General features: G+C 50.3%; 21 protein-coding genes. 12 read left to right on the forward strand and 9 right to left on the reverse strand.

All coding sequences use genetic code 11. The annotated features are described in order from the left end of the window. The first annotated feature begins 47 nt into the window (after positions 1-47). Complete coding sequence (locus tag ACQRA4_RS07505) at positions 48-752, forward strand: hypothetical protein (protein ID WP_427822466.1); 705 nt, start codon at positions 48-50, stop codon at positions 750-752. Next, a complete protein-coding gene (locus ACQRA4_RS07510; RefSeq protein ID WP_427822467.1) occupies positions 749-1,357 on the forward strand; it encodes a hypothetical protein in 609 nt (202 codons plus the stop codon). Before ACQRA4_RS07505 ends, ACQRA4_RS07510 begins: the two co-directional genes overlap by 4 nt. Positions 1,358-1,451: 94 nt before the next feature. On the opposite strand, the gene ACQRA4_RS07515 is transcribed toward ACQRA4_RS07510, so the two are convergent. Further along, a complete protein-coding gene (locus ACQRA4_RS07515; protein ID WP_196982985.1) occupies positions 1,452-1,805 on the reverse strand; it encodes a hypothetical protein in 354 nt (117 codons plus the stop codon). A 17-nt stretch (positions 1,806-1,822) separates the two neighbouring features. After that, positions 1,823-4,906 carry a type I restriction endonuclease subunit R gene (locus ACQRA4_RS07520; protein WP_427822468.1) on the reverse strand — a complete coding sequence of 1,028 codons (3,084 nt, stop codon included), beginning with the start codon at positions 4,904-4,906 and terminating at the stop codon, positions 1,823-1,825. Between ACQRA4_RS07520 and ACQRA4_RS07525 the strand changes: the two genes are divergently transcribed. Beyond that, positions 4,905-5,612 (forward strand): restriction endonuclease subunit S, encoded by a 708-nt coding sequence (locus ACQRA4_RS07525; protein ID WP_427822469.1) that lies wholly within the window; start codon positions 4,905-4,907, stop codon positions 5,610-5,612. The genes ACQRA4_RS07520 and ACQRA4_RS07525 overlap by 2 nt on opposite strands. Here ACQRA4_RS07525 and ACQRA4_RS07530 read toward each other — a convergent pair. The 5 genes from ACQRA4_RS07530 to ACQRA4_RS07550 all read right to left on the reverse strand — a co-directional run bounded on the left by ACQRA4_RS07530 (position 5,609) and on the right by ACQRA4_RS07550 (position 8,336). Further along, entirely contained in the window at positions 5,609-6,088 is a 480-nt protein-coding gene (locus ACQRA4_RS07530; protein ID WP_427822470.1) for a restriction endonuclease subunit S, read from the reverse strand. The genes ACQRA4_RS07525 and ACQRA4_RS07530 overlap by 4 nt on opposite strands. Positions 6,089-6,108: 20 nt before the next feature. Next, on the reverse strand, positions 6,109-6,357 hold the full coding sequence (locus tag ACQRA4_RS07535; protein WP_427822471.1) for a DUF2442 domain-containing protein: 249 nt from the start codon (positions 6,355-6,357) through the stop codon (positions 6,109-6,111). A gap of 9 nt (positions 6,358-6,366) precedes the next feature. Then, entirely contained in the window at positions 6,367-6,633 is a 267-nt protein-coding gene (locus ACQRA4_RS07540) for a DUF4160 domain-containing protein (protein WP_279028235.1), read from the reverse strand. 3 nt (positions 6,634-6,636) lie between these two features. Further along, positions 6,637-7,617, reverse strand: a complete 981-nt coding sequence (gene xerA / locus ACQRA4_RS07545) for a site-specific tyrosine recombinase/integron integrase (protein WP_427822472.1) — start codon at positions 7,615-7,617, stop codon at positions 6,637-6,639. Positions 7,618-7,715: 98 nt separating this feature from the next. Next, positions 7,716-8,336 (reverse strand): restriction endonuclease subunit S, encoded by a 621-nt coding sequence (locus ACQRA4_RS07550; protein ID WP_427822473.1) that lies wholly within the window; start codon positions 8,334-8,336, stop codon positions 7,716-7,718. 176 nt (positions 8,337-8,512) lie between these two features. Here ACQRA4_RS07550 and ACQRA4_RS07555 point away from each other — a divergent pair, with 176 nt between their 5' ends. Next, positions 8,513-11,578, forward strand: a complete 3,066-nt coding sequence (locus ACQRA4_RS07555; protein WP_427822474.1) for a type I restriction endonuclease subunit R — start codon at positions 8,513-8,515, stop codon at positions 11,576-11,578. A gap of 23 nt (positions 11,579-11,601) precedes the next feature. Here ACQRA4_RS07555 and ACQRA4_RS07560 read toward each other — a convergent pair whose 3' ends face one another. Beyond that, positions 11,602-14,208, reverse strand: a complete 2,607-nt coding sequence (locus tag ACQRA4_RS07560; RefSeq protein ID WP_427822475.1) for a relaxase/mobilization nuclease domain-containing protein — start codon at positions 14,206-14,208, stop codon at positions 11,602-11,604. Continuing rightward, the gene (locus ACQRA4_RS07565; protein WP_427822476.1) at positions 14,205-14,531 is read right to left on the reverse strand and encodes a plasmid mobilization protein; all 327 of its coding nucleotides are present in this window, start codon (positions 14,529-14,531) and stop codon (positions 14,205-14,207) included. The genes ACQRA4_RS07560 and ACQRA4_RS07565 overlap by 4 nt, the downstream gene beginning before the upstream one ends. A 453-nt stretch (positions 14,532-14,984) precedes the next feature. Between ACQRA4_RS07565 and ACQRA4_RS07570 the strand changes: the two genes are divergently transcribed. From ACQRA4_RS07570 to rdgC, 8 genes are all read left to right on the forward strand, one after another. Beyond that, positions 14,985-15,347, forward strand: coding sequence for a hypothetical protein (locus ACQRA4_RS07570; protein WP_427822477.1), 363 nt, complete (start codon positions 14,985-14,987; stop codon positions 15,345-15,347). Next, positions 15,347-15,790, forward strand: a complete 444-nt coding sequence (locus ACQRA4_RS07575) for a hypothetical protein (RefSeq protein WP_427822478.1) — start codon at positions 15,347-15,349, stop codon at positions 15,788-15,790. The genes ACQRA4_RS07570 and ACQRA4_RS07575 overlap by 1 nt, the downstream gene beginning before the upstream one ends. 75 nt (positions 15,791-15,865) lie before the next feature. Continuing rightward, positions 15,866-16,447, forward strand: a complete 582-nt coding sequence (locus tag ACQRA4_RS07580; RefSeq protein ID WP_427822479.1) for a hypothetical protein — start codon at positions 15,866-15,868, stop codon at positions 16,445-16,447. A gap of 73 nt (positions 16,448-16,520) precedes the next feature. Further along, the gene (locus ACQRA4_RS07585) at positions 16,521-17,195 is read left to right on the forward strand and encodes a DsbA family protein (protein ID WP_427822480.1); all 675 of its coding nucleotides are present in this window, start codon (positions 16,521-16,523) and stop codon (positions 17,193-17,195) included. Positions 17,196-17,209: 14 nt separating this feature from the next. Beyond that, positions 17,210-17,692, forward strand: a complete 483-nt coding sequence (locus ACQRA4_RS07590) for a DNA N-6-adenine-methyltransferase (RefSeq protein WP_427822481.1) — start codon at positions 17,210-17,212, stop codon at positions 17,690-17,692. Between the two features lie 87 nt (positions 17,693-17,779). Beyond that, the gene (locus tag ACQRA4_RS07595) at positions 17,780-17,959 is read left to right on the forward strand and encodes an AbrB/MazE/SpoVT family DNA-binding domain-containing protein (RefSeq protein ID WP_407844538.1); all 180 of its coding nucleotides are present in this window, start codon (positions 17,780-17,782) and stop codon (positions 17,957-17,959) included. A 52-nt stretch (positions 17,960-18,011) separates the two neighbouring features. Beyond that, positions 18,012-24,695, forward strand: coding sequence for an SNF2-related protein (locus tag ACQRA4_RS07600; protein WP_427822482.1), 6,684 nt, complete (start codon positions 18,012-18,014; stop codon positions 24,693-24,695). A gap of 85 nt (positions 24,696-24,780) precedes the next feature. Then, the gene (gene rdgC / locus ACQRA4_RS07605; protein WP_427822483.1) at positions 24,781-25,674 is read left to right on the forward strand and encodes a recombination-associated protein RdgC; all 894 of its coding nucleotides are present in this window, start codon (positions 24,781-24,783) and stop codon (positions 25,672-25,674) included. Positions 25,675-25,692 lie beyond the last annotated feature (18 nt).

Genomic DNA, 25,692 nt, shown 5'->3' on the forward strand with positions numbered 1-25,692 from the left:
ATCCCGGACTTCTACACGCCGGACAAACCCGATTCGGAGCTTTGATCATGAACATTCAAAACAGCGTATTCTATGTCGGCGGCAGCAAGGGCGGCGTCGGCAAGAGCCTCTTTTCCTTCGCCCTTGTGGACTATCTTCTCAACAGAAACGCAAACGTCCTGCTTGTGGATACCGATACCGACAACCCGGACGTGTTCAAGGCGCACAAGGAACTTGCCCTGCCGAATCTGCTCTGCCGTCTGAACAGTTTGGACGACGCCGACGGCTGGGCGGATCTGCTGGACACTGTGCAGAACTATCCGGATCATGCCGTGGTCATCAACGCCGCCGCCCGCACCAAGACCAGCACGGCCAGTTACGGCGACATCATGAAGGAGGCGTTGCGGGAGATGCGGCGGGAGTTGACTGTGTTCTGGATAATCAACCGGCATCGCGACTCCATAGAGCTTCTGCATTCCTTTCAGGAAGTGTTCACGGACGTGCCTGTCCACGTCTGCCGGAATCTGTATTTCGGCGAAGCGCGGCGTTTTGATATGTATAACAGTTCCAAGGCACGGGAAGCGGTGGAGAAGAACGGCATGACGCTGGACTTTCCGGCAGTCGGCAACCGCGTGGCCGACTGGCTGTATTCCAGACGCATGTCCATCCACGCCGCCCTTCCTGAAATGCCCTTCGGCACACGGGCGGAGTTGCAGCGTTGGCGGACACTCTGCGCGAAGATGTTTGAATCCGTCATGGGAGAAGCGTCATGAGCCTGGATGATATGATTGACCTCGGCAAGGTGTGCGGCAGGGAATTGTCCCAGGCGGAAGCGGCCCGCCTGCGGGAGGTCGGCAACAGGCTGAATCTCCGGGAGGACGACGCGCTCTGGCCGCTGCTGGCCGCGATGGAATACCAGCGCGTCTACTATGAGGCGTTGCCGGAGAAAATCGCCGGAGCCTCCAGAGCCATCATGGACGGCATGGCCGCTGCCGCCGAAAGGGAAACCGCCGCCGCGCAAGCCCGGCTCACCAAAAGTGTGGTAAAGGAGGCGGAGTATCTCGCCTCTAAAATTCAATACGCCAAACTGGTGCCGATGGGATTGTTTGCCCTCATTTGCCTGCTGGCCTACGGGAGCCTGATGCTCTGGGCGGGCTTCCGCATCGACACCGGCCGGGATGTTCCTCTGGCGGCAATTCTGCACATGCCCTCAGGCTGGCTCATCAGCGGGCTGTGTCTCGCGGCAGGGTTATTTTGCGGCGTTTTGAGCGCAAAGAGCTTCGTCGAAGAAAAAAAGGGGATATGGAAACAAGGAATCTCGGCACTATTACTTATTTTTACAGGATGCAGCATGTTTGTTTATTTAATAATATATTGAAATAGTATATCTATACCTATATATTCTAAGGCTCCTTTATTTTTACTGCTAGTCATGTTCATAATTCCATATAACACTACGAACATGTTGTTTTTCACCAACCAATTTTTCTTAATGCCTGAACAGTATTCTCTCTGAGCCTTAACTTACATTCTTCATTTGGTTGATGAATAAAATCCATAAGGAAGAAAAGCCAATCAAAATTCTGTTGATTTTTTGAAATCCCAAATTCTAGAGCTAAAGATTTTACAAATAGACCATATTGTAAATTAACAGCATTAAAATTTTTATATCCAAGAAGTTCAGATAATTGTCTTGCTGTCGCGGTATGTTCTGTGCATTGAAAATGTGTTTTTAAAATCTTCACTTTCGTACTGTGCATTACCTGAGCATTACGAAAAAGTTCCACAAAATCATCTACAGAAATGTCGCAAAAATTGTTTTCCATCGTAATATCCTATACTACTATTGATTATCTACCCATAATTCACATTGTTTCATCACAGTTTGGATAGCATCCTCCATACCCTCAGGAGGATATTTGTAACGTCTGAGAAGACGCTTCACAAGTATCCTCATACCGGCGCGTGCGCTTTGTTTCTTCTGCCAGTCGATAGTACGATTTTTCCTCAATAGTTCAGTCAATTCTTTGGTAAGTGACTTCAACTCTTCATGCTGATAAAAATCTTTGATAGCCTGAGGCTTTGTCAAGGCATCATAAAAGGCCAGTTCTTCTGTCGTAAGACCGAGAGATTCACCTTCTTCATTTCCAGCGGTAATATCATCAGCAAGTTTCAAGAGTTCCTGAATTACTTCTTCATTGGTAAGCATACCGTTGAGGTACTGATTCATAGCTCGCTGAATGATTTCAGAAAATTTTTCCGATCTGACAACATTTGTTCTTCGATATACCGAAACCTGCTCAGCAATCAGTTTTTTCAGTATTTCTATAGCCAGATTTTTTTCTTTTATACTGGCTATTTCTTCAAGAAATTTTGGATCAAAAAGCGAAAATCCTTTTTGTATATCCGAAAAAAGATTGACGACTCCATCGCTTTTGATACTCTGCTTCAGCAACTCATTAATACGGGCATTTATTTTATCAAGGGATAACTTCTGCTCTGTTCCTCCACTGGCAAGACGCACCAGCACAGTGCGCACGGCTTCAAAGAAAGCGGCTTCAAGGCGGGTAAGCTCATCTACCAAACTCGCGCATAAAGAGAGAACTTGCCGCAGCAGCAAGGCCTCCTTGATGAATTTTTCCTTGGTGTCTTTGTCATCAGCCCTAGCTTGATGATCGGCAGTGCTTTTTGCCAGCAGGAAGTTGGCCGCGCCGCTGATGCTTTTCGCCCGATCCAGATCATTGCCGTGCAGGAACGCCCCATAGTCAAAACCATGCAGAAAATCACGGCAAATGGACAGCTTTTCCTGAAATTTGGGCAGAGCCGCTTTGCTGATGTCCGTATCACCGTAGTTTTTCTGGTCTCGTCCGGTATAGTCGTGCATGGCCTGTTTGAGTGCCGATGCGATACCCACATAATCCACCACCAGCCCGCCTTCCTTGTCGCCGAACACACGGTTTACACGGGCAATAGCCTGCATCAGGTTATGCCCGGACATGGGCTTGTAGACATACATGGTGGCAAGGGACGGCACGTCAAACCCCGTGAGCCACATATCAACGACAATGGCAATTTTCAGGGACGAGGCATTATCTTTGAAGAGGCGTGCCATATGTTCCTTGTGGGCCTGATTTCCAATGACTTTCCTCCATTCTTCCGGGTCATTGTTGCCCTGCGTCATGACGATTGCCACCTTTTCCGTCCAGCCAGGACGCCGTTCCAGTATCTTGTGGTAAATCTCCATGGCAATGGAACGTGTATAGGCCACTATCATGGCTTTGCCTGTCAGCAAAAAAGCCCGACTTCCTTCATAATGTTCAAGAATATCATCAACCAATGAGTTCAGTGTTTGATCAGCGCCGAGGATGGCTTCCATCTTGCCAAGTTCTTTCTTGCTTTTTTCGATGGCGTAGGGCTCGGCGTTTTGTGCCATCAGATCGTACTCGGCATCTATGCGCTTGAGAATCTCAGCATCAAGATTCAAATGGACAACACGGCTTTCATAATATACCGGGCGGGTTGCTCCATCCTCGACCGCCTGAGTCATATCGTATATATCGATATAATTGCCGAACACTTCCCGTGTGCTGCGATCTCTGGAGGATATTGGCGTACCGGTAAAACCAATAAACGTGGCATGAGGCAGATTATCACGAATGATCTTGGCTGAGCCTGTTACTGTTCTTGTCTCCACCTCGCCATCTTCCCGTGTGCGGGTTTGTATTCTGGGCACCAATCCATAATGTCCGCGATGTGCCTCATCCGCCATAACGACAATATTTTTTCGCAGAGATAAAGCCTCAGAACTTTCCTCAAACTTTTGCATGGTAGTAAAAATGATACCGTTTGCCTGCCGATTGGCCAGAAGGTCATGCAAATGTTTTCGGCTTTCTGCCTGCTGAGGAATTTGTCGCAAGAAATCGCGACAGCGGGAAAATTGTCCATAGAGCTGATCGTCAAGGTCGTTTCTGTCTGTCAGCACAACGATGGTCGGATTTTCCATCACCTTTTGCAAGGCATGAGCATAGAAAACCATCGAGAGGGATTTCCCACTTCCTTGAGTATGCCAAAAGACACCGCCTTTCCCATTGCCAACACTTGCAGCCAGCGTTGAGGACACAGCCTTTTTCACAGCAAAATATTGGTGATAGGCTGCAAGGATTTTGAAAGTATTTTGCCCATCAACATTAAAGCAGATAAAATTTTTCAGAATATCAAGAAAACGTTCCTTCTCGAACATTCCCTCAAAAAAGGTATCAAAAGCGGCATACTGCGTATTTTCATAGCTTCCGTCCTTTGTTTTCCACTCCATGAAGCGATCTTCGCCGGAGGTAATAGTGCCCGCCTTTGAGGTCGTCATATCGCTCATGACGCAGATGGCATTATACGCAAATAAGGTAGGGATCTCATGGAAATAATTACGCAGCTGCCGGTACGCTGCGGAAGCATCCGTCTCTTCACGAGAAGGAGACTTCAGCTCTATAACAACCAGAGGAAGCCCATTGATGAAGAGAATAATATCTGGCCGCTTTTCTGAATGTTCAATAAATGTCCACTGATTGGCCACGATAAAATTATTCTTTGATGGATCATTGTAATCCAGTAGACGGACAATAGAAGAACGTTCCGTACCGTTTTCAAAAAATTTTACAGGAATGCCGTTTTGCAGATAATCCATGAAAACCATGTTCTTTTGAAGCAGCGAACCACTTTCCAGATTTTCCAGTTTGGAAAGGGCTTCGGCAACAGCCTGACGGGGCATGTGCGCATTGATGCACAACAGGGCATCCCGCAATGCGGTTTCATGGAAAGGTTTATGGTAATCCCGTTCAAAATCAGGACCATAGATATGGTTATAGCCAAGCGAGGATCTGAAAATCTCCAGTACGGCATTTTCATAATTACTTTCTGAATATTTTTCCGACATGGCTTTTCTCCGCATTATCGCTCTTTGCAGGTATGGCAGGAAACCGTCAGAATGGCAATATCCGCCGTCAAATGATAATTTAGCTGAATTACTTCAAGCTCTTTATCAGCAGCAGTTTTGCTGTTTAAACTGCCCTGACAATCAGGGGAGATTGGCCGATCTCTGCGATTACTCTAAAGCTAAAGTTGCTGTAACAGAACTTTCTCTTAGCACCTATTACTCAACAGAAAACATGCTACCCGGAAAGGCTGGCGCAGTAGATGCTGCCAGCTTGCCAACAACAACACAGGTAATAAAATGCCAAATTGGTGATGTGTTAATTTCTAACATTCGGCCATACTTTAAGAAAATTGTTTACTGCCATTCTAACTGTGGCTGTTCTATGGATGTTATTTGCTTTACTCCAAAATTGCCACAGTTGTCAGCTTATTTGTATAGTGCTCTGTATGCGGATTCTTTTTTCGATTTCATGGTAGCGGGTTCAAAAGGAACTAAAATGCCGCGCGGTGATAAACAGCAGATTATGACCTATGCTGTCCATATTCCCACCAAAGAAGAGATTAAAGTATTCAATGCTCTTGCCATACCAATCTTGGAGCAAATAGAAAATACTCACCGCGAAAATATACGGTTGTCATCTTTGCGAGACAGCCTTCTTCCCAAACTCATGTCCGGTGAGCTGGATGTCTCCGAACTCGGCATTTAGGCCGCTAAATTATCATTTATCTTGTTGTTCAATTTGATTTTGTCATCTAGTAAACTGAGAACAGAGACAATTTTTTTTTGTATATTAAGGCTAGGAATAAAGATTTTAACATTTGAAAGATATTTTACCGAGAGGCCAGGCTGTGCGGATTGTCCAGATAGGCGACCTAAGTTCATTGTTGAAAGCAGGTATGATAAATACCTCGTATTATTTTTATTATTTGCACATGCAATAATAGCATGTTCTGTCATATAAGCATTCCCGGTAAAATACCTTACATTGCCGCAAAAAGCTCCTTGTCTGCCAATAATGGCACAGTCACCTGAAAAATTGTAGTGTGTCGTATAGCCACGACAACCATTTCCACCAAAAACAGGATATTCTCCATGTGTAGAAATTTCAGAAGCAGTAATAGTCTTACCACTCCTGAGATAAGAACATACGTCTACTAACCTCTGTTCTTCAAAAAGGTTCATTTTTATCCCTCGCGGCATTGTTACCTAACGCCAATGCTTAAATCATATAATTCATGTGGCGCAATATCCTGTCCATCAGGCCATGCTATGCCTTCTCCGTGGGAAATGATTTGCACCTTTGTAAAATACGATGTGTCCTTGAGCTGCCCAAACCAGCTTCCCTTTATATACGGTGTGACATCGAAAATCTTCCTTTCTCCTGTCGAAAAATGCAGCAAGAGCTTGTAGTTCGGCATAGGCGAGATGGATACAATCTTGGGCTCATTCATGGATACCTCCTACTTCAGCGGATCGATTCTGAAAATGGGTTCACCACTGGAGAGCAGTTCCCAGTTTGCCTGCAAATCTTCATGATGAATGATCATCCATGCTTTGAGAAGCTGAAGCTGCTTGGAAGGGAACTCTCCTTGGAGAATCTCACCGTCAAGCGACATGACAATCTTTTTGCCGGCATATTCCGCATGAATATGCGGCATATTATGCTTTCCGCCCACTTCCATGTACATGCGTACAATAATACCATAAAAAAGAGATAAAATCGGCATGATTCATCCTATAAATTTTCTGTGCGCCAACTTCACATTGTGTTGTTTCACCATTGCATAGTGCATGGTCGTATCAATTTTCTGATGCCCTAAAAGCTGTTGCACCTGTTCAACGGGCATTCCCTTGTCTATGGCTGTCGTTGCCAGTGTTCGACGAAATTTATGGGGATGGACTCTGGCGAGATGCAAACGTCTGCCCATATGTCGGAGCATGGCTTCAAGTCCGCCGATTTGAAGACGCTCATAGGGACTTTTCAAAGAAACAAACAGTGCCTCATTGGCATCTTTTCGTTCCGCAAGATACTTTTGCAAGTGTATTTTAGTGCGTGCGTCAAAATACACTATACGTTCCTTGCTTCCCTTGCCAAAGACGACACATTCCCTTTCTTCAAAATTAACGTCACTCCGATTGAGCGTAACCATTTCGCCCACACGCATACCGGTTGACGCCAGCATGTCGATAATAGCCAAATCCCGTGTCGTCGTACAGTTATCGCGCAGGCGTTCGAGGGCTTCGTCCGTATAGGTGTCTTTGATGGTTTGCGCTGCCTTAACCTTGTGAATCCGGCGCACGGGACTTTTGATAATCCGGTCTTCATCTTCCAGCCATGCAAAGAAACTGGACAGGATTCGACGGATATTGTCAATAGTTACTCTGCTTGATTTTCGGGATGCCTGATATTCCGTCAGATAGGCTCGCAGGTCGTCCGTGACGATTTGTTGCGGCGATTTTCCCACTTTTTCCAGCATGGCCGTTATGGTAGCCCGGTAATATCGCAGCGTTTTTTCCGAACATCCCTCAATGCGCTTGGCCGTCAGGAACGCTTCAACACAGTCAGTCTCCTGCGGCTGAGGGAACGAATTTGTCTCTCCCAGCACTAATGCTCCCAAGCTGACGATGAGGACTTCCCGAAGGTGCAGCATTTGTTCATTGGTCAACCAGGGCAACATTTTTTGCTGAATTTCTGAAATAATTTGCAACATTAGATCATTTCCTCCCGTTCCGTTAGAATGTCATGGCGAGACTTTGCGGGAGAATGCGATTCGAGGGAAGAGGGGGAGGTAAATGATAATTTAGCGGCTTAAATATCGAGTTCCGAGACATCCAGTTCACCGGACATCAGACGAGGCAAAAGGTTATCTCGCAGTGCTCGTAATTTTCCATTCTCAAGGTTATTATGCTCTATTTGCGCATACACTGTATGAAGAAGATTGGTAAACGCTACTTCCGTTTTGTCATCGGCTATCAGTATCGGTAGCTTGCTCACATTATCAAATCTGATTTGTGGAAAAGTGCCAGATCTGGATTCAGCTTGCATTTGCAATTCCATAAGGACATCTTGCGATGTAAGAAAGTGATATAGGCGTCGACTATCAAGCGAAGTTGCTCTTATGATCATGAGTTTTGTTGATACAACATAATCTTTAGCCGAAAAGTTTACATAGGCAAAATGCCTATTGATTGGACGAATTTCACTGAATAAGATATCACCACGAGCGATACTTTTCTTCGCTTGACCTGGCATCTCACTAACAGCCATGTAGTTTTCATGAAGAAAACGTCCATCTTCAATATCGCCTGTATTCAGAAAAATAAGTTTATCTGTGTCAAACTTGTGAGTGACAGAAATACTTTTACACAGATCACCAACTATGGAGTAATGCCAGCCTTGAGGTATTATTCCATATTCAGATGCAATCATAGGCACATTAGAGGCACACGAAAAATCCTGATACCACGCCTTGTAAATCTCGGAAATTTGCTGCTGTAAATTATCATTTGCCGGCCCAGTTCTTCTTTTATCCTTGAAAATCCTGCCCCTTGGGCATAAAATTTGAGGGGGAACGTTTCAGCCTCTACGCCAACCGGGGAATATCCATGAGTTACACTGAAGAAAATTATGAGAATGGGGTTATCGAGCTTTTCACAAACTCGCTGGGCTACTCTCATCAATACGGGCCAGATGTTGTCAGAGATTATCGTAACCCGCTCTATGAAGATCCCCTCTTGCCTTCCCTGAAGGCGATAAATGACCAGCTTCCGCACACGGCTGTAGCCGAAGCCGTCCACAAGCTGAAAAATTTCGATAGCGGCTCCCTCCTGCAAAAAAACATGATTTTCATGGATTATCTGCAAAATGGAGTTCCTGTATCCTACTTTGAAAACGGTTCCCAGCGTTCCGCACTGGTACGACTGATTGATTATGAACACATTGAAAAAAATGACTTTAGCATTATCAATCAATGGACTTTTGTGGAACGCTCCGAAAAACGCCCTGACGTAGTGCTGTTTGTCAATGGACTTCCCCTTGTCGTCATGGAGCTGAAATCGCCTTCACGGGAAGAAACAAGCGCATCGGAAGCATATCTGCAACTTCAGACATATAAAGACGAAATTCCATCCCTGTTTGTCTATAACGCCATTTGCGTGATGAGCGATTTTACCATTTCCAAAGCCGGAACAATCACTTCCGGGGAAGACAGGTTCATGGAATGGAAAACCAAAGATGGCAGTTACGAAAATACCCAGTACGCCACTTTTGACACTTTTTTTGAAGGATTATTTGAAAAAGCGCGTTTTCTGGATATTCTGCAAAACTTCATCTGTTTCAATGTAGATGGCGAAAAGACGTTCAAAATACTCGCGGCCTATCATCAGTATTTTGCAGTAAAAAAGGCGGTAGAGTCCACACAAAGGGCAACACAGACTGATGGCAAGGCTGGTGTGTTCTGGCACACACAGGGAAGCGGAAAATCCCTCTCTATGGTATTTTATGTTCACGCCCTGCAAAAGGCACTTGAAAGCCCGACGATTGTCGTCCTTACGGACAGAAACGATCTTGATGACCAGCTATACGGACAGTTTTCCCGTTGCAGGGATTTTTTGAGGCAAACGCCGCAACAGGCTGACAGCAGGAAAAATTTGCGGGAACTGCTCGCGAACAGGGCCGCCAACGGTATTATCTTCACAACCATGCAAAAGTTTGAAGAAGGGGGCGAAACCCTCTCTACCCGCAAAAATATCGTGGTCATGGCAGACGAGGCGCACAGAGGACATTATGGCCTTGTACCAAAGGTTTCCACTCGTACCAATGAGCATGGAGAGCTTGAAACAAAAACTACTGTGGGCATGGCAAAAATCATACGCGACAGTCTGCCAAACGCTTCCTTTATCGGATTTACGGGAACTCCGATTTCAGACAGGGACAGGGATACGCGGGAAGTATTCGGAAACTATATTGATATATACGATATGACGCAGGCGGTTGAGGATGGAGCGACACGCCCTGTCTATTATGAAAGCCGCGTGATCCAACTCAAACTTGATGATAAAGTCCTGAAGCTTCTTGATGACGAATATGACCACATGGCTCAAAATGCCGATCCCTATGCTATTGAAAAAAGCAAACGTGACCTTGGCAAAATGGAAGCGATACTTGGAGCTGACAAAACCATAGATTCGCTCGTCCGGGATATTCTTGACCATTATGAGAACTATCGCGCCAACCTGCTCACAGGCAAGGCCATGATTGTGGCCTATACCAGGGGCATTGCCATAAAAATTTACCGCAAGCTTCTGGAATTGCGTCCAGACTGGACGAAAAAGATTGGCATTGTCATGACGCAGGGCAACAGCGATCCTGAAGACTGGCGCACGCTGATAGGCAACAAGTCACACAAGGAGGAAATGGCCAGACAATTCAAAGATAGTGCCTCTTCACTCAAAATTGCCATAGTTGTGGATATGTGGCTGACAGGCTTTGACGTGCCCTCCCTTGCCACCATGTATATTTACAAGCCCATGCATGGGCATAACCTTATGCAGGCCATTGCCAGAGTAAACAGGGTTTTTCAGGACAAGGAAGGCGGACTGGTTGTTGACTATGTTGGCATTGCCAGCGCCCTGAAACAGGCCATGAAGGATTACACCGGCAGGGATAACGCCAACTATGGCGATACGGATATTGGCAAGACAGCCTTGCTAAAATTCATGGAAAAATTGTCTGTATGCAGAGATATGATGTTTGGATACTCTTACTCGGATTTTATGCTGACTTCTGACCTGCAAAAAGCAAAAATTATTACAGGTGCGGTCAACTTCATCCTGGAAAAAAGTAAAGGGCAAGAAGATGCCCAATCCACAAAAAATATCCTGATAAAGGAAGCTCTGCTCATGAGGCAGGCTCTTTCCCTGTGCGCCAGTCTTGTGGATGAAACAACACGCATGGAGGCGGCTTTTTTTGAAGCTGTACGCATTACTGTTGTTCGCCTTGCAGCAGGTGGTAATGGAAAGCAGTTTACACTCACAGAAATAAATAACCGTATCAATGAACTGTTGAAGCATAGCATAAAAAGTGATGGAGTCATCAATCTGTTTGCCGATGCACAAACGGAGTTTTCTATTTTTGATCCAAAATTTTTGGAAGAAATCGCAAAAATGAGCGAGAAAAATCTGGCTGTTGAACTTTTGAAGAAACTTCTGGTAGATCAAGTTTCCATATACAAGCACACAAATATTGTAAAGTCGGAAAAATTTTCTGAAATAATAAAATCTCTGATGAATAAATACTTCAATGGACATATCAGCAATGAAGAAGTGATCGAAGAATTGCTTCGCATGGCAGGAGAAATTGTAAATTCTCACAAGGAAGGCGACAAACTTGGCCTGACTACGGAAGAACTGGCTTTTTATGACGCCCTGTGCAAGCCTGCTGCCATTACGGATTTTTACAAAAACAACGAATTAATTGCCCTGACACGAGAACTTACAGAATGTCTGCGTAAAAACAGAACCATTGACTGGCAGAAAAAGGAGTCCGCAAGAGCTGGAATGCGCCGTCTTGTAAAAAGACTGCTGAAAATGCACAAGTATCCCCCTGAAGGCATGGAAGACGCCGTTCAAACGGTCATCGCCCAATGTGAGCTTTGGGCGGATGCGGCGTAACAGGGAATACCAACGTCAGTACCTCATTGAGAATGACGAACGCGTTGATTCATCTTCTGTTCAATTGATTGTTCCGGGTACGGTTGCTTGTTGTCCGGCTCCCTGCCTTCCACTTCCCGCCAGTGCGCCAGATTTTCCCTGTTGCGGGATATGGCCACTTTGCCGCTTGCGGAAAAAGCGTAGCTGGCGACATGTTCGGCATATTCGCCCCAGTTCTTTTTCCAGTGCGGCAATTCACAGTGGGAAGGTGCGCATTGATAAACAGCCCGGCATACCTCCTCTTTCGTGTATCCGTTGTACACCAATCTGATGGCGATTTCATATTCGGCAGCACAGTCTCCATTAAAACTGTGATTGACCTGAATATCCCGCAAATGTTTTCTGTAGGCTTCTTCCATGCCGCCAATTCTGGTGTGCAAACTATGCTCATCAAGCTTGGCACATTGTTTCGCAAGGTTTTTGACCATCTCAAGAGATTTTGCACAATCTCTCTGTCTGGTAAATTTTATATTCCTGTCAAGATCAATACTTCCATCAAGAGCCTCCCTGTAATTTGAATCTTTGCCTTGTATGCAAAAAATTTTACTTGAACTGTACTTCGTAATAAAGAAGTCCAACATTCGCTTTTCGATGTCAGAATCATGTTTTGTATGCAGTTTTGGACATTCAATCACGCATTGAAATCCATCACTCTTTGTCCATGATATGATAGCTGGCTTGAATCCATCTTTCTGGATTTGAGTAACCTGATCTCCTGTCATGTAATTGACAATGAAATAATATTTGTCATTTGATACAGGTACAAAGGATATTTTGCCTCCATGTTTTTGCATAGCCATGATTTGGGGCATGAATCTGGAAATTTCTTCGGCGTCAAGGTTTCCCTTGCCGTTTGGCTTGTCTATTACCTGAACAAAATTATCATTATCTATCGTACTTGTATATGCAGCTATATATCTATCCGCCTTGATGATACTATGGTATTTGTCAAAATTTTCTGTTTGCTTGAAATATTCATTGCTTTCCTTATTGTTTTGTTGTGAAAAATCAATATACTTGTATTTGTTGTTTTCAAAATACATTTCCTCTGAAAGCTGATTTATTCTGAATATACATGATTCGTCAGTATCAGATATAATAATATCCCGCTTTACGCCAAAGGCTTGTTGCGCAATCCTCATTGCGTAAAATTTGTTATCCTTCTGGACTGAGGGGTCCTCACTGATATTTTGACTTGTAAAGCAGTCAGCTATCTCTTGCTCCGTATAGCCTGCATATCTCATGTAAAGGGCTGCCAGGCTGTCTTTCCATGATTGCGCCCTGTGTTCAGGAGAAAATGTTTTTTCCACAAAAGCCCTGTATGCTTCCAGCGGCTTCGGCATCTTGCCTGTTCGTGAAAACTCGCGGTTTCTGACTTCCTGCATGGGGCGTCTCATGTAGCCGCGATAACGCCAGATGTCGGCCTGTCTTCTGTCTTTCCTGCGTAGCCATGTCCTAAATGGAGGAAGCGCCTTGCCTGATGTGCGAGGGAGGAGGGGCGTGTCTTGTTTTTGCTTTTCCCTGAGCAAATGACGGGCAATATTCAGCATGAAACGGCCATGCCCGGCAAGAGAAGCAAACACGCGCTTGCGCTCCTGCCTCTGCTTCTGTTCCCTGACTTCCCATTCCGCCTTTTCCTGTTCTCTGGCCTTGCGTATGACTCCGGCATTTTCCTGCCGGATTTCCTGATATTCGCGCCACTCCTCCTCGCAAACAGGGCTTAACGGCTCTGGATCGGGGGCGGGAGAAATTTCTGGGTATTCCCCTTCCTCGTACTCGCCAAGGCGTTTACAGAGCTTTGACAGGCCGAATTTGCGGTCAACCGATGATGCCTTGACCGCAATATCACCCACAAAAATGACAGCTCCCGAACCTTTTCTGACAAAACGCAAACCCACGGCGGCAAGTTTTTCGTGCAGATCCTTCCATGTTGCGGCGTTCTGGATAATGCCACGCCCCTTTTCCTGCGCCATGCGCTGGGCGGATTTTTCGCCCGTGGCGGATTCCATTTCCGCCGCTTCATGGGTTGGTCTGACAAGCTCATAATTGCGCTTGACGGAAACCACATTGCCCTGCTCGTCAGCCTTGTAACGGGCATGAGGATTTGTGGCCCAGCCCTGTTTCGCGGAAATTTCGGCGACAATTCTGTGGGCGGCGTTGATGTCAAACCCCCGGTGGGGCTGGATAACTTTCATCGTTACGGGATGTGTACGGTTGACGGCGATATGGACGTGAAAATTTCCCGTATTCTGGTGCGCCGCAATGATTGTCTGGTGTTCGACAAGCCCCATGCGCTCAAGGAAAATCCGCGTTGCCTCAATGACCTGTTCCCGGCTTGGGAGTTCATCTTCCGGCCAGCTCATGACCCAATGGGCAACGGGCATTTTGCTCTGAACGGACTCCTCGGCAAGAGAAATCATCTCCCATTTCCGGGATTCCGGCTTGTCGGTCAGGAAGTTGAGAGCGTGGGAGTAAAGCAGCTTCTGGCTTCCCTCTTCGTCCTTTTCGGCAAGAATGTAGTCCACAAGCCCGCCTATCATGGCGGCCTTGGTCTTGCGAAAATTGGTGCGCCTGAGTTTCTTCAGAATCATGCTGTGTGGATGAGGGCTTCTATTGCCTGTCTCAATGCCCAAAGGGTACGGTTCATTTCTTCAAGGTCTTCACGCCGTCCAGTGGCTCGCACAGTCTCGAAATTGTGCTTGAGCAAACCGCCAATCCGCCTCAGCTCTCTTGTTGTCTGATCGTCGGTTCTGGCCATAATGGGCCGCCCGCCAAACAGCCTCCGCCGCAAATACGCGGACAGGGTCAAGCCCGCGCTGGTGGCCTGCTCCCGCAAGCCGGCCTCCTCCGCTTCCGAAAAACGCACGGTATGCCGGTGCGGATACCGAATTTCCCTGCTGCCTTTTGCCTTCATTGCCTTTCTGCCTTTTGAAAGTGTGAGAAGCGAAGCGCCGAACACTTGCCGGAGTCCAGAGGCGGAGCCTTTGGCAAGTTTGTAGCTGGCGTCAGACGGCTACCAACTTGTAAAGATGAACACGCTTCGGACTTTGAAACGGCTCCACTTCATTCCGGCTGACGCGTTGACCGCGCCGTACTTCCGATTTTGGCGCAAGCATAGATGAAAAATGAGCTTGAAGGCCAGAGAAAAAAGCAAAAAGACTGTATTATACTATTCTGAACAAACTTTCATGATTTTTATTTTGCATGATAAATATTTCTTTATTGTCCATATACGTCCAATTTCAATACTGCAATTTAATCCTATCCAATACAGTCCACAAAGTGTCGTTGAATAAAAATTCAAAATTGTGCTACTGAAAAGCAATTCTCCATTTTGTCAATCCACGCTCAAAAAGGATAAACGCCAATGGCAAAACCAATACGCTATACTGACGCGCAAATAGAAACTGCCCGCAAAAAGCTCCGCAGTCTGGCGGCGCAAAATCAGGGACACACGCGAGCGGAAACTGTCGGCATACTCTCTGCCGATGTCCTCAAGGCCGCTCAAAAGGGGTACAGCATACGGCAAATTCGGGAGGTGCTGGCGGAGGCCGGGCTTGCAATCTCGTTTGACCGTCTCAAGGCATTGCTGAACGCGCCGGAAGAAAACAGCCAGGCGGAGCTTTCCGATAATGGTGGAGAGTCCGGGGCAACGGTTCCTCCACCTGACGAAAAGCCCGCACAACCCGCCGTAAGCTCTTCATCCGCGCGGAACGAGGAGGATTTGTGATGAAAAATTCCGTCCCCGCGCAACTGACACTTTTCCCCATGCCTCAAAGGAAAATTCGGGGGCTGAGCTACACAAACGCAATCAGAAGCGGCTTGCGTCCTTACGAATACAAGTCAGTGGTTGAGGCTTCATGCATGGAGGCCATTCTGGATTTCAAGATATGGGGAAAAACACCCTGTCTTGGGTGCTACTTCCGGGACATATTCACGGGTGAAAAGTTTGTGCTGTACGCCCATGATGATTGTCATTCCCATCGCTACACGCCAAAAGACAAGGAATTTGACTTCAGCCAATCCGGCATAGAGGGCAGTCTGTTTTATCTTGTAACCCGAAAAACACGGACGGGCAAAACGTCATGGCAGAATGCCAAGCTGCTTCTTGGCGCGGATCAGCAAGCGGCAATTCGGGACAGGATATTTGAGGTGTATTCCGGCGTTGAGTGAATTGCCTTTCTGCTTTCGCCATGTATTCCTGCCCGGAAGCCCCGCCGAAGGCATTCCCGCCCATCAGCCACAAACATGAAAAGCCGAAAGAAAGGCGGCGGGGTCAAGGCCGCGAAGCGCCCGAAGGGCTTGGCCTTGATCACGTCGCCGCTTTCGGCAATGTGCTGTGGCTTGATGGGACGGGAGGAAAGGCTGGGGGAATGTCCCGCAAGGGCCGGACAAATCCTTTTCCATCCAGAAAAAATAGGGGTTGATTTTAGGGGTGAATTTATCGCAATGCCAATTTATTCTATTGTTTTTATTCATAAAAACATGAAAAACTTGATGTTCATGAAGATGCAAGATGCCGAAAAAACTTGGGAACTGATACGCGGGCAGGCGGGGCAAAGCACTGTCCTGCGCACAAGCGGCTTCAACATCAATGAGCAAATCAGCTCCGGCTACCGTGACGCCAATTCAACAACGGTGGAACAGGAAGATCGCGTCGTCCTGCGCGACTTGCAGGAACAGATAGAGGGCGAAGCCCACTTTGTCTTCTCCGGCCAGATCGTCAGGGGCGACATGTTCTTCGCTAATCCGTCTCTCAAGAAGGCACAACTGCGCGTTCCTCAACTTCTACAGCTTTCTCAGGAGAAACAGTATGACCATGCGGCATAACATTATATTGGCCCAGGTTCTTTTCTTTTGTTGTCTTATTGGACTTTGCCATACTGCTTCCGCCGGAACGCCCATGTCTGACCGGATGGCCGTGGAAGCGGGCGTGAAAGCGGAAATCGCCAAAGACCTGGCATCTCCTTACTCCCCGCACGAAAGTCTTTCCGGCAGAACCTGCCTGGACGGCAGGCCGGTGGACGGCTTTCAGGGCGACATTGTGGAACTCTGGTCGAATCTCGAATGCCCGTACTGCGGCATTCAGGAACCGCTTCAGGCGCAGCGGACTCATCCCGATCTGTGCATCGTCGTGCGGCATATTCCCTCGGATGAATACGGCGAATCCCTGAAAAAATCCCTGAGCTATGAAGCGTTGCGGACCTTTTCCGCCAATGCCGCCCACCGCTTCTGGGATTCGGTGCTGCCGAAGACCTCCCTCGGCATTCCGGTTCCCTATGAAGCGGCCCTGCAAACCGCGCTTCAGGACGCGGCCATCGCCCCGGAGGATTTCGCGGATGCCCTGCAAGATGCCGCTCCTCTGGTGAGCGCGGATATTGTCGCCGCGCAGTCCCGCATCACGTCCACGCCGACCTGGATTCTGGAAGGCATCCGCTTCCCGGCCTGCGATTTCAAGGCCGGGGAAGTGCCCACGGCCCTGGAACTGGCCCGCAAAGTTCGCTCCGGCGATACACTGGCAAAAGACGAAATCACGCAAATCATCACGCGCGGCCTGCTCAATGAGTCGCTTCTTTGAGGGGGGGAGAACGCATGAACGTGCATTTTTCGAGCAAAAAGCATGATTGGGCGACTCCCTGGCCGCTGTTCCGGGAGCTGGACGCCAGATTCGGGCCGTTTGAACTGGACGTGTGCGCCACGGCGCAAAACGCCAGGTGCAAAAACTTTTTCTCGCCGGAAGATGACGGATTGCGCCAGGTCTGGCACGGCGTCTGCTGGATGAATCCTCCCTACGGGCGCGCCTTGCCGCGCTGGATGTCCAAGGCTGTGACCGAAGTCTGGACCGAACGCGCCCGGAGGGTGGTCTGCCTGGTTCCTGTCCGGACGGATACGGCATGGTGGCACAGGTATGTCCTGCCCTTTGCGGCGGAAATTCAGTACCTGCGGGGCCGCGTCCGTTTTGAAGGAGCCGCGTCTTCCGCGCCCTTTCCGAGCGCCGTGCTCCTCTTTGAAAAACGCCCTTACAGCGCCAAGGTTTTGTGTGGCCTGCCAGCCGAAACCATATCGTGCCCTTGATGGAGATTCTTGACAGTTTCTCCTCCTTGCCTTAGTCTTACTTTCAAGGAATACCTTACTAGTAAGACCAAGCAAGGAGACAAGCGTATGGAACTCGCCAAGCTCACGACCAAGGGCCAAATCACGATTCCCGCTGAAATTCGTAAGAGACTCAACGTGCAAGCGGGAGACAAGGTTGTCTTTCTTGAGGAAAACGGGCGGATTTTCATCGAAAACGCTGAAAAACTGAAATTCGCCCCGGATGAACATTCCGGCGGGAAGGAATAGCGCTGTACCCATTTGCGCCGCCTTCCCGTCTTTCAGACAAGGACAGGAACGTATGGCCAGACGGCGCAAGCAGACACACGATCCCCGCCAGTTGTCGCTGTTCGACGCAATGGCGAACCAGATCGAGCAGATACGGGCGGAAAACATTCAGGACGACATGCGGGAGGAAAGCATTCCCTACCCCGCAGGACAAACAGAAGAGGAACAGTCCGTTCCCGCCGTGCCGTTGCTGGCGGAAGCGGAAAAAGAGCGTCAGCCGGAACCGGCACGACCGGAACCGGCGCGGGAGGAAAAGCCGTTTCCCTTCCCCACAAACGATGGGGACTCCATGAAACGCCTTGGCGTGAATGGAAAGGGCGATTCCGTATATGAGCTGCAAGACGGCTCCCGCATGTACAGCCCCAACCTGAACATCATGCAGTTCATTGACGGCAAAAAAAGGAAGCCGGAAAAGCTGTATGAAGCCGGGGCCGACGACTATCTGACCATACAGGAACTTTCACATTTCACTCATACGCTGCCCCTGGAGGTGCAACATGCTCGACAGACAAACCTATCCGCTGGAAATCGCAAGAAAGGTTCTCAAGCCCGCAACAATCAACGACGTGCGCAGCGGAGGGTACACCAGTTTGGGCTATTCGATACTGGATCGCTGGGCGCTGAACAGCCCCGACGAACTGAGAAAGCTGGAAGCGATGGGCAAGATAGCCTTCGACCTGAAAGTGTACGGTCAGCAACAGACGGAAGCACAGGCTTTGAACAGCGAAACAGCCCGGCAGGCGAGCCTGCGGGGGATGTCGGATTCGGAGATTTTGGAGAGTATGGGCATCGACATGAGCCTGAGAATTACCAAATAACTTCCGAAGACCGGCTTGGCGTTGGCGGCGCGAAAACCAAATATGCGGATAATATCGCCGCCATACGCCTGCTCAAGCAACTTCAGGCCAACGGCGCGGAATCAGCCACGCCGGAAGAGCAGAAAATTCTCGTCCGCTATGTGGGATGGGGCGGGCTCCCGCAAACTTTTGATCCGAAAAATGAGCAATGGGCCGCTGAATACCGGGAATTGCAGGGCCTGCTTTCCCCGGACGACTATGCGGCCGCCCGCCGTTCCACCCAGGATGCGCATTATACTTCGGAAACCATTATCCGGGGTATCTATCAGGGACTTTCCCGGATCGGCGTCGGCACAGACGAACCGCTCCACATCCTGGAACCGTCGGCAGGCATCGGCAATTTCATCGGCCTTTGCCCTAAAAACTTCAATGCGAAGTTTCTCGCTGTAGAGCTTGACCCCACAACCGCAGCCATCGCTCAGTATCTCTACCCCAAAGAACAGCATCTCAACATCGGCTTCCAGAACAGTCGGCTCCGTCCCGGCGGCATAGACGCCGTAGTCGGCAATCCCCCTTTCGGCAAGCAGGCGTTGTATGACCCTGACTTCCCTGAACTGCGGAAATTCTCGGTCCACAACTACTTTCTCGCCAAATCCATCAGCCTGCTGCGGGAAGGCGGCGTCGCGGCCTTTGTGGTCAGCCGCTATTTCATGGATGCCGTCGATTCCACGGCGCGTGAACATATCGCACAGTGCGCCGACTTCCTGGGAGCCGTCCGTCTGCCCGAAAACGCCTTTCGGGAGAACGCGCTGACCGATGTGACCACGGACATCGTGTTCTTCCAGAAAAACTCCGGGGAAAAGCTGTACAGCCGCGATTGGGTGAACACGGCTTCCATAGAAGTGGACGACCTCAAAAACGGCGGCAGGCGTCCGGCCACGGTCAACAGCTATTTCGTGGAGAATCCCCGGCAGGTCATCGGTACACTGGCCTTTTCCGGGGGGATGTTCGAGGGGGCGCTGAACTGCCTGCCCGATCCGGCCCATGCGGATTTGGGACAGGAAATCGCCGCACGCCTGGACGTGCTCCCTGCGGATTGTTTCGTGCCGCGAGAAGAAAATCCGCTCAATGCGGAAATCAGGACGCGCAACGCGGAATTTATCCGCAGTCCGTATTTTCAGTCTCTGAAAATGGACGCCCTGTGCGTCGAGCCGCAAAGCCGGAGGCTCGTGTTCAAGACCGCCGCCGCATTCGGCGAAAGCGACTACGACATTTTTCCGGTCAAAAATGAGACGGCCCGCCTGCGCCTGATGTCCATGATTCAAATCAGGGATACCCTGCGCGAACTGCTCAACGAAGAAAAGAGCGACGGCGACGAAAGCCGGATGACGACTCTGCGCGCCCGACTCAACACTCAGTATGACGCTTTTGTGCGCCGCTATGGCCATCTCAATTCCCAGACCAACCGGGGCCTCATGCGGAGCGATCCGGAACATTCCCTGCTGGAATCGCTGGAACTGGATTATGACAAGGGCCTGTCGCCGGATACCGCCCGTAAGCATGGCGGCACGGCTCGTCCGGCGTCAGCGAAAAAAGCCGCAATCTTCCGGCAGCGGGTACTCAAGCCCGCCCAGGCCGTGGAACGGGCCGAAACCATCAAGGATGCTCTGCTCATTGCCCTGCGGGAAAACGGCAGGGTGGATTTCAGCCGCATGAGCCAGCTTCTTCAACGCCCCGCCGACGATATTCAGACGGAGCTGCGGGAGCAGGGACAAATTTTTCTGAATCCCGCCAATGAGGAATGGGAAATCCGCGACAAATATCTGACCGGCAATGTCCGGGCCAAGCTGCATCAGGCGCGGGAGGCCGCGCAAACAGACGCCCGCTTCGCTCCCAATGTGGAAGCCCTGTCCGCCGCCATGCCGCCGGACATCGAGGCCGTGGACATCGGCATCCGTTTCGGAGCCTCCTGGGTTCCGGCTCAGGTCTTTTCCGATTTTGTGGAACATCTGCACGGCGGCAACGGCAAGCAGACCATCAGCTACCTGCCGACGCTGGGCCGCTGGGAGGCATCTGTCAGCATATGGGACGCCTCACTCGCCACAAGCGTCTGGGGCATACCCGAATATCCCGCCGGAAAGATTATTGAAGCCCTGCTGACAAACAAATCCATCAAGGTTCAGAAACCGAGCGGGCACAAAGACGAACGCGGCAATGACATCATGGTCATTGACCAGGAATTGACCGCCGCCGCAATGAGCAAAGCCGACGAGATCCGCCAGGCGTTTTTGGATTGGATTTGGGTAGATGATGAACGGCGCGACATGCTGACCAGACTCTACAACGACCGATTCAACACGAACGTCCCCCCGACTTATGACGGTTCCCACCTTGAACTGGTAGGCGCGTCCGAAGCCGTCAAACTGCGCCCGCATCAAAAGAATGCCGTCTGGAGGGCCATTCAGGAGGGAACATGCCTGTTCGACCATGTGGTGGGCGCGGGAAAGACACTGGCCTGCGTCGCCACGGTTATGGAATCCAAGCGTATGGGCTTTCTTTCCAAGCCCATGATTGTTGTACCCAACCATTTGTTATACCAGTGGAAAGATGAGTTCTACAAGCTCTATCCCGATGCGAACATTCTGGTGGCGGACAAGAATGACTTTACCAAGGCCAACCGGGAAAGGCTGTTCGGGCGTATCGCCACCGGCGATTGGGATGCCGTCATTGTGGCGCACAGTTCCTTCAAAAAAATCGACATGCCCCGCGACGTGCAGGAAGAAATCCTCAAGGAGCAAATCGACGCGGTGATTGAGGCCATCGAAGCTTCAAAGGCTGCGGAGGGCGGACGGGCCACGGTCAAGCAGTTGGAGAAGCAGCGAGAAAAGATGGAGGAACGCTATCAGGCCCTGCTTGCCGGAACCGGGCAAAAAGACCGGGCCGTGGACTTCGCGGATTTGGGCGTGGACGCCCTGTTCATCGACGAGTCCCACGAGTTCAAGAATCTGGCCTTCCAGACCACCATGAACGTGTCCGGTCTGGGGAATATCAGCGGTTCCGCCAAAGCCCTCGATCTCTTTATCAAATGCCGCTACCTGCAACGCCAGCATGAAGGGCGCGGCGTGTACTTCATGACCGGTACACCTATCAGCAATACCATTGCCGAAGTTTATACCCTGCAACGCTATATGCAGTATGATGAACTGAAAAATAAGGAGATTGAACACTTTGATGCCTGGGCTTCCACGTTCGGGCAGATTACGAACTCCTGGGAACTTGATGCAACTGGCGTCAACTACAAACTGAAAAGCAGGTTTGCAAAGTTCCAAAACGTACCGGAATTGCTCTCCATGTACCGAACATTTGCCGATGTGGTGACAAAAGCTGACCTTGACGCACAGGCAAAGCAGGCCGGAGAGCGCCCGCTGACGCCTCCGGTTGAAGGCGGCAAGCCTTACAATGACGTAGTGGAACGTTCCCCGGCTCAGGCCGAGTACATGCAGAAAATTATCCATCGCATGGAGCATCTACCTTCGGACCCGCGCATAGATAATCCACTCAAAGTCACCAATGACGCCCGCAAGGCCGGGTTGGATTTCCGGCTGATTGCCCCGGAAGCGGACGATTATTCCGGTTCCAAAATCAACGCCGCCGTCGAACGTATCCACGAAATCTGGCGCGATACCGCTGCGGACAAGGGCACGCAGCTTGTTTTCTGTGATTTGTCCACGCCCAAGGGCGGAAAGCCCCCGGCATCCGCTCAGGCAGAACGGCGAGATTTGGAATCCGAGGCATTTATTGATGTGGACGGCACGCTTGTCCACGAAACCCCGGAACAGGAGAACACGACTGAAGAAGATGAAGACGATGCTCTTGCCGGTGTCGTCAATATGGATGAGGTCATTGCCATGTCGTCCGGCAAGTTTTCCGTGTATGACGACATGAAGCAAAAGCTCATGGCGAAAGGCATTCCCGCTGACGAAATCGCTTTCATTCACGACTCCAACACGGATATACGAAAGGCAAAGCTGTTCAGTGATATGAACGCCGGGCGTGTCCGCATTCTGCTCGGTTCCACCGCCAAGATGGGCGCTGGCATGAACGTCCAAAAAAGACTTGCAGCCGCGCACCATCTTGATGCGCCGTGGCGGCCTTCGGACTTGGAACAGCGGAATGGACGCATTATCCGTCAGGGAAATATATTCTATGAACGCAATCCTGATACTTTTACAGTAAAAATCTTCAATTATGCGACAAAGATGACTTACGACGCGCGGATGTGGCAGACCATTGAGTACAAGTCAGCCGCCATTGAACAGTTTCGCAAGGGCGATCTGCTTCAGCGTGTCATTGACGATGTGGCCTCGGAAGCCGCCAATGCGGCGGAAATGAAAGCAGCGGCTTCGGGCAATCCGCTCATCCTCATGCAGGTGCAGCTTGCCGCTGATCTGCGCAAGCTGGAAGCCCTTTATTCGCAGCATCAGCGCGGCCAGCACCGGATGCGCGACCGCCTGAAATGGCTCAACTCCACGGACTCCCGGCTGGCCAAAGAAGAATCCCTCTATGCGGAAAACATCCGTCGCAGGGATGCCCATACCCGCACGATCACGGAAAAAGGGAAAGAAAAAATCCTGGTGGAGCTGAAGTCTGACGGCAAGACCTTTACATCCAAAGACAGCGAAAAGATAAAAGACCGCCTGCTCGGCGGCGTGAAAGAAGTCACCCGTGACTCCAGCGCCAAAGTCCTGTTCGGCTCCTATCGTGGCTTCGATGTCTATGTCGAACGCGCGGTAACGCGCATGAGCGGCAAGGACGGTTTTCAGCTTTCTCTCCTGGGGACGGGGGAACGGGAGTTCAGGCCGGGAAACCTGTTCTATGACTTTGAAGAAAAATTCAGCCTGGCCGGTTTGTTCCAGCGCATCGACAACTTTCTGGCCAAGGGGCTGGACGATGCTGTGGAAGCGCAGCGGGAAAATGCAAGGCAGGAACGCGCCGAACTGGAAACCGTCAACGCCGCTCTAGGCAAGGAATTTCCCCAACAGGAGGAACTGGCGCTGGCACGGGAGAACCACGGCGCGGTTATCAGGGAATTGCAGCGGATGCAGGACGACGCCAGTTACGTTTCCACCTGGACGCCGAAAACATCTCTGACCGATGAACAGCAGACAGTCATGGAAGCGCCGCCGAAGGAAAAACGCGGCAAGGAAGACGGTATTGTCGCCGCGCCGCCAGAAAAAGAGTTCCATACACTCAAATACGGCGAAGGCGAGGGACGAACGGAATACACTGTCTCCAACCAGCACAACGGCTACACGCTAAAAAATGGGTATGTCCTGCGCCGTACCTATTTCAACAGCCACGTCGGCTCCTTGGCGGGCAGTCTCTACGATGATGGGAAATGGCACAGTACGACGACTGTGCCGCAAGGGGTGAAGTTGCGGCTGTTCGCGTCACTGGAAGAGGGCCTGTCCGCCGCCCGCGAGGATGCGGCACGGCGCGGCCTCAAGGAAGCGCAGCCTGCCGAAGCTGCCGCACCAGTGGCGGCGCTGGATGGTGAAACCTTCCGTGAACGGCTTGCCGACGCCGGTTTTCATCCTACCGGCAGTGATTTTTACGGCAAGAATGAGCATTCCAGGACAATGGATGCGGGCGATGGCGGTATCTTCCAGATGCGGATTTTTCAAACCGCCGACAATCAGGCAGGTCTGCACATTCAGTACGAAAAGTACAATATGATTGACGGATCGCGCATGGTGGATGCTCAGTTCGGCACGTTGGATGAAGCGATAGAATTTGTCGGCGGTTATCAAACGCCTGCGGAGCGCCCGGCTGCTTCCGTGCCGGGGGAAGCCGCAGGATATGTGCGCGGCATGGCGTTTTCCCGGCCGCGAATGCGGTAAGACTCTCCCGCCGGTCATACCAGGCGGGGTAACGGCGAACGAAAACATATTTGTCAATTCAACCAATAAAATACAAGGAGTTCTCATGTCCGGTTTTATGTCTTCAAGCACAGCCCTGATGATCTGCAAGACCGATTCCGCCGCCTCGCTTGGCCTGGACGCCTTGCGGCAACACGCCTTCACCCCTGAAATCGACGCGGACGGCAGGCGTTTCGGTTGGGTGGGACTTGGCGATCCTCTGGATACTGACGGTTTTGAACTGGCCTCCGTGGATGCCCGCTTTATGGGCTTTTCCTTCCGTCTGGATACACGCAAGGCGTCCGGAGCTGTCATCCGGCTTCATCTTGCCGAAGCCGTGCGGGAGGAAATCGCCTCCGGCAAAAAGGTGGGCGGCAAGCGAAAAAAGGAGCTGAAAGAAGCCATTACCGCCAAACTGACCGCCAAGGCGGAATTTGTGCCGTCCATCATTGACTGCGTATGGGATGCGGAAAAAGGACGGCTTCTTGTGGCTTCCGCTTCCGCCAAGGCGGTTCAGCCGGTGCTTGATCTGTTCAAGACAAGCTTCGGCATTGACGCCGCGCCCATCACGCCTGCGGGGGACATGCCGAAACTCTTTTCGGCCATTCTCCGGGGCGAGGGCTATCCCTGCCTTGGCTACACGCTTCATGCGATGGGATCGGCCAGTCTGGCCGCGCCCGAACAGGCCGAGGAAAAAGCCGTTGTAGCCGTGCAGAACAGCCTGAACGCTGTGGCTCAGGCGCTTGAGGAAGGCATGGCTATCCAGAAGCTGCATCTGGTGGCCACGTCCGACGCCGATCCCGACCGGCAACTGGAGTTCACACTGGATGCCGGGCTGGCTATTTCTGGCCTGAAACTGCCCAAAGCTGAGAAAGGCGCGGAAGAGGATGCCGCGTTCCTCGTGAATGCCGACATCTGCTCGCGGGTGGCGGATATGGTGGAGGCTCTGGCCTCGGCGTAGCTCACAGCGTTGTGGGAG

The sequence above is a fragment of the Desulfovibrio sp. SGI.169 genome (assembly GCF_050313595.1).
Taxonomy (GTDB): Bacteria; Desulfobacterota; Desulfovibrionia; order Desulfovibrionales; family Desulfovibrionaceae; genus Desulfovibrio.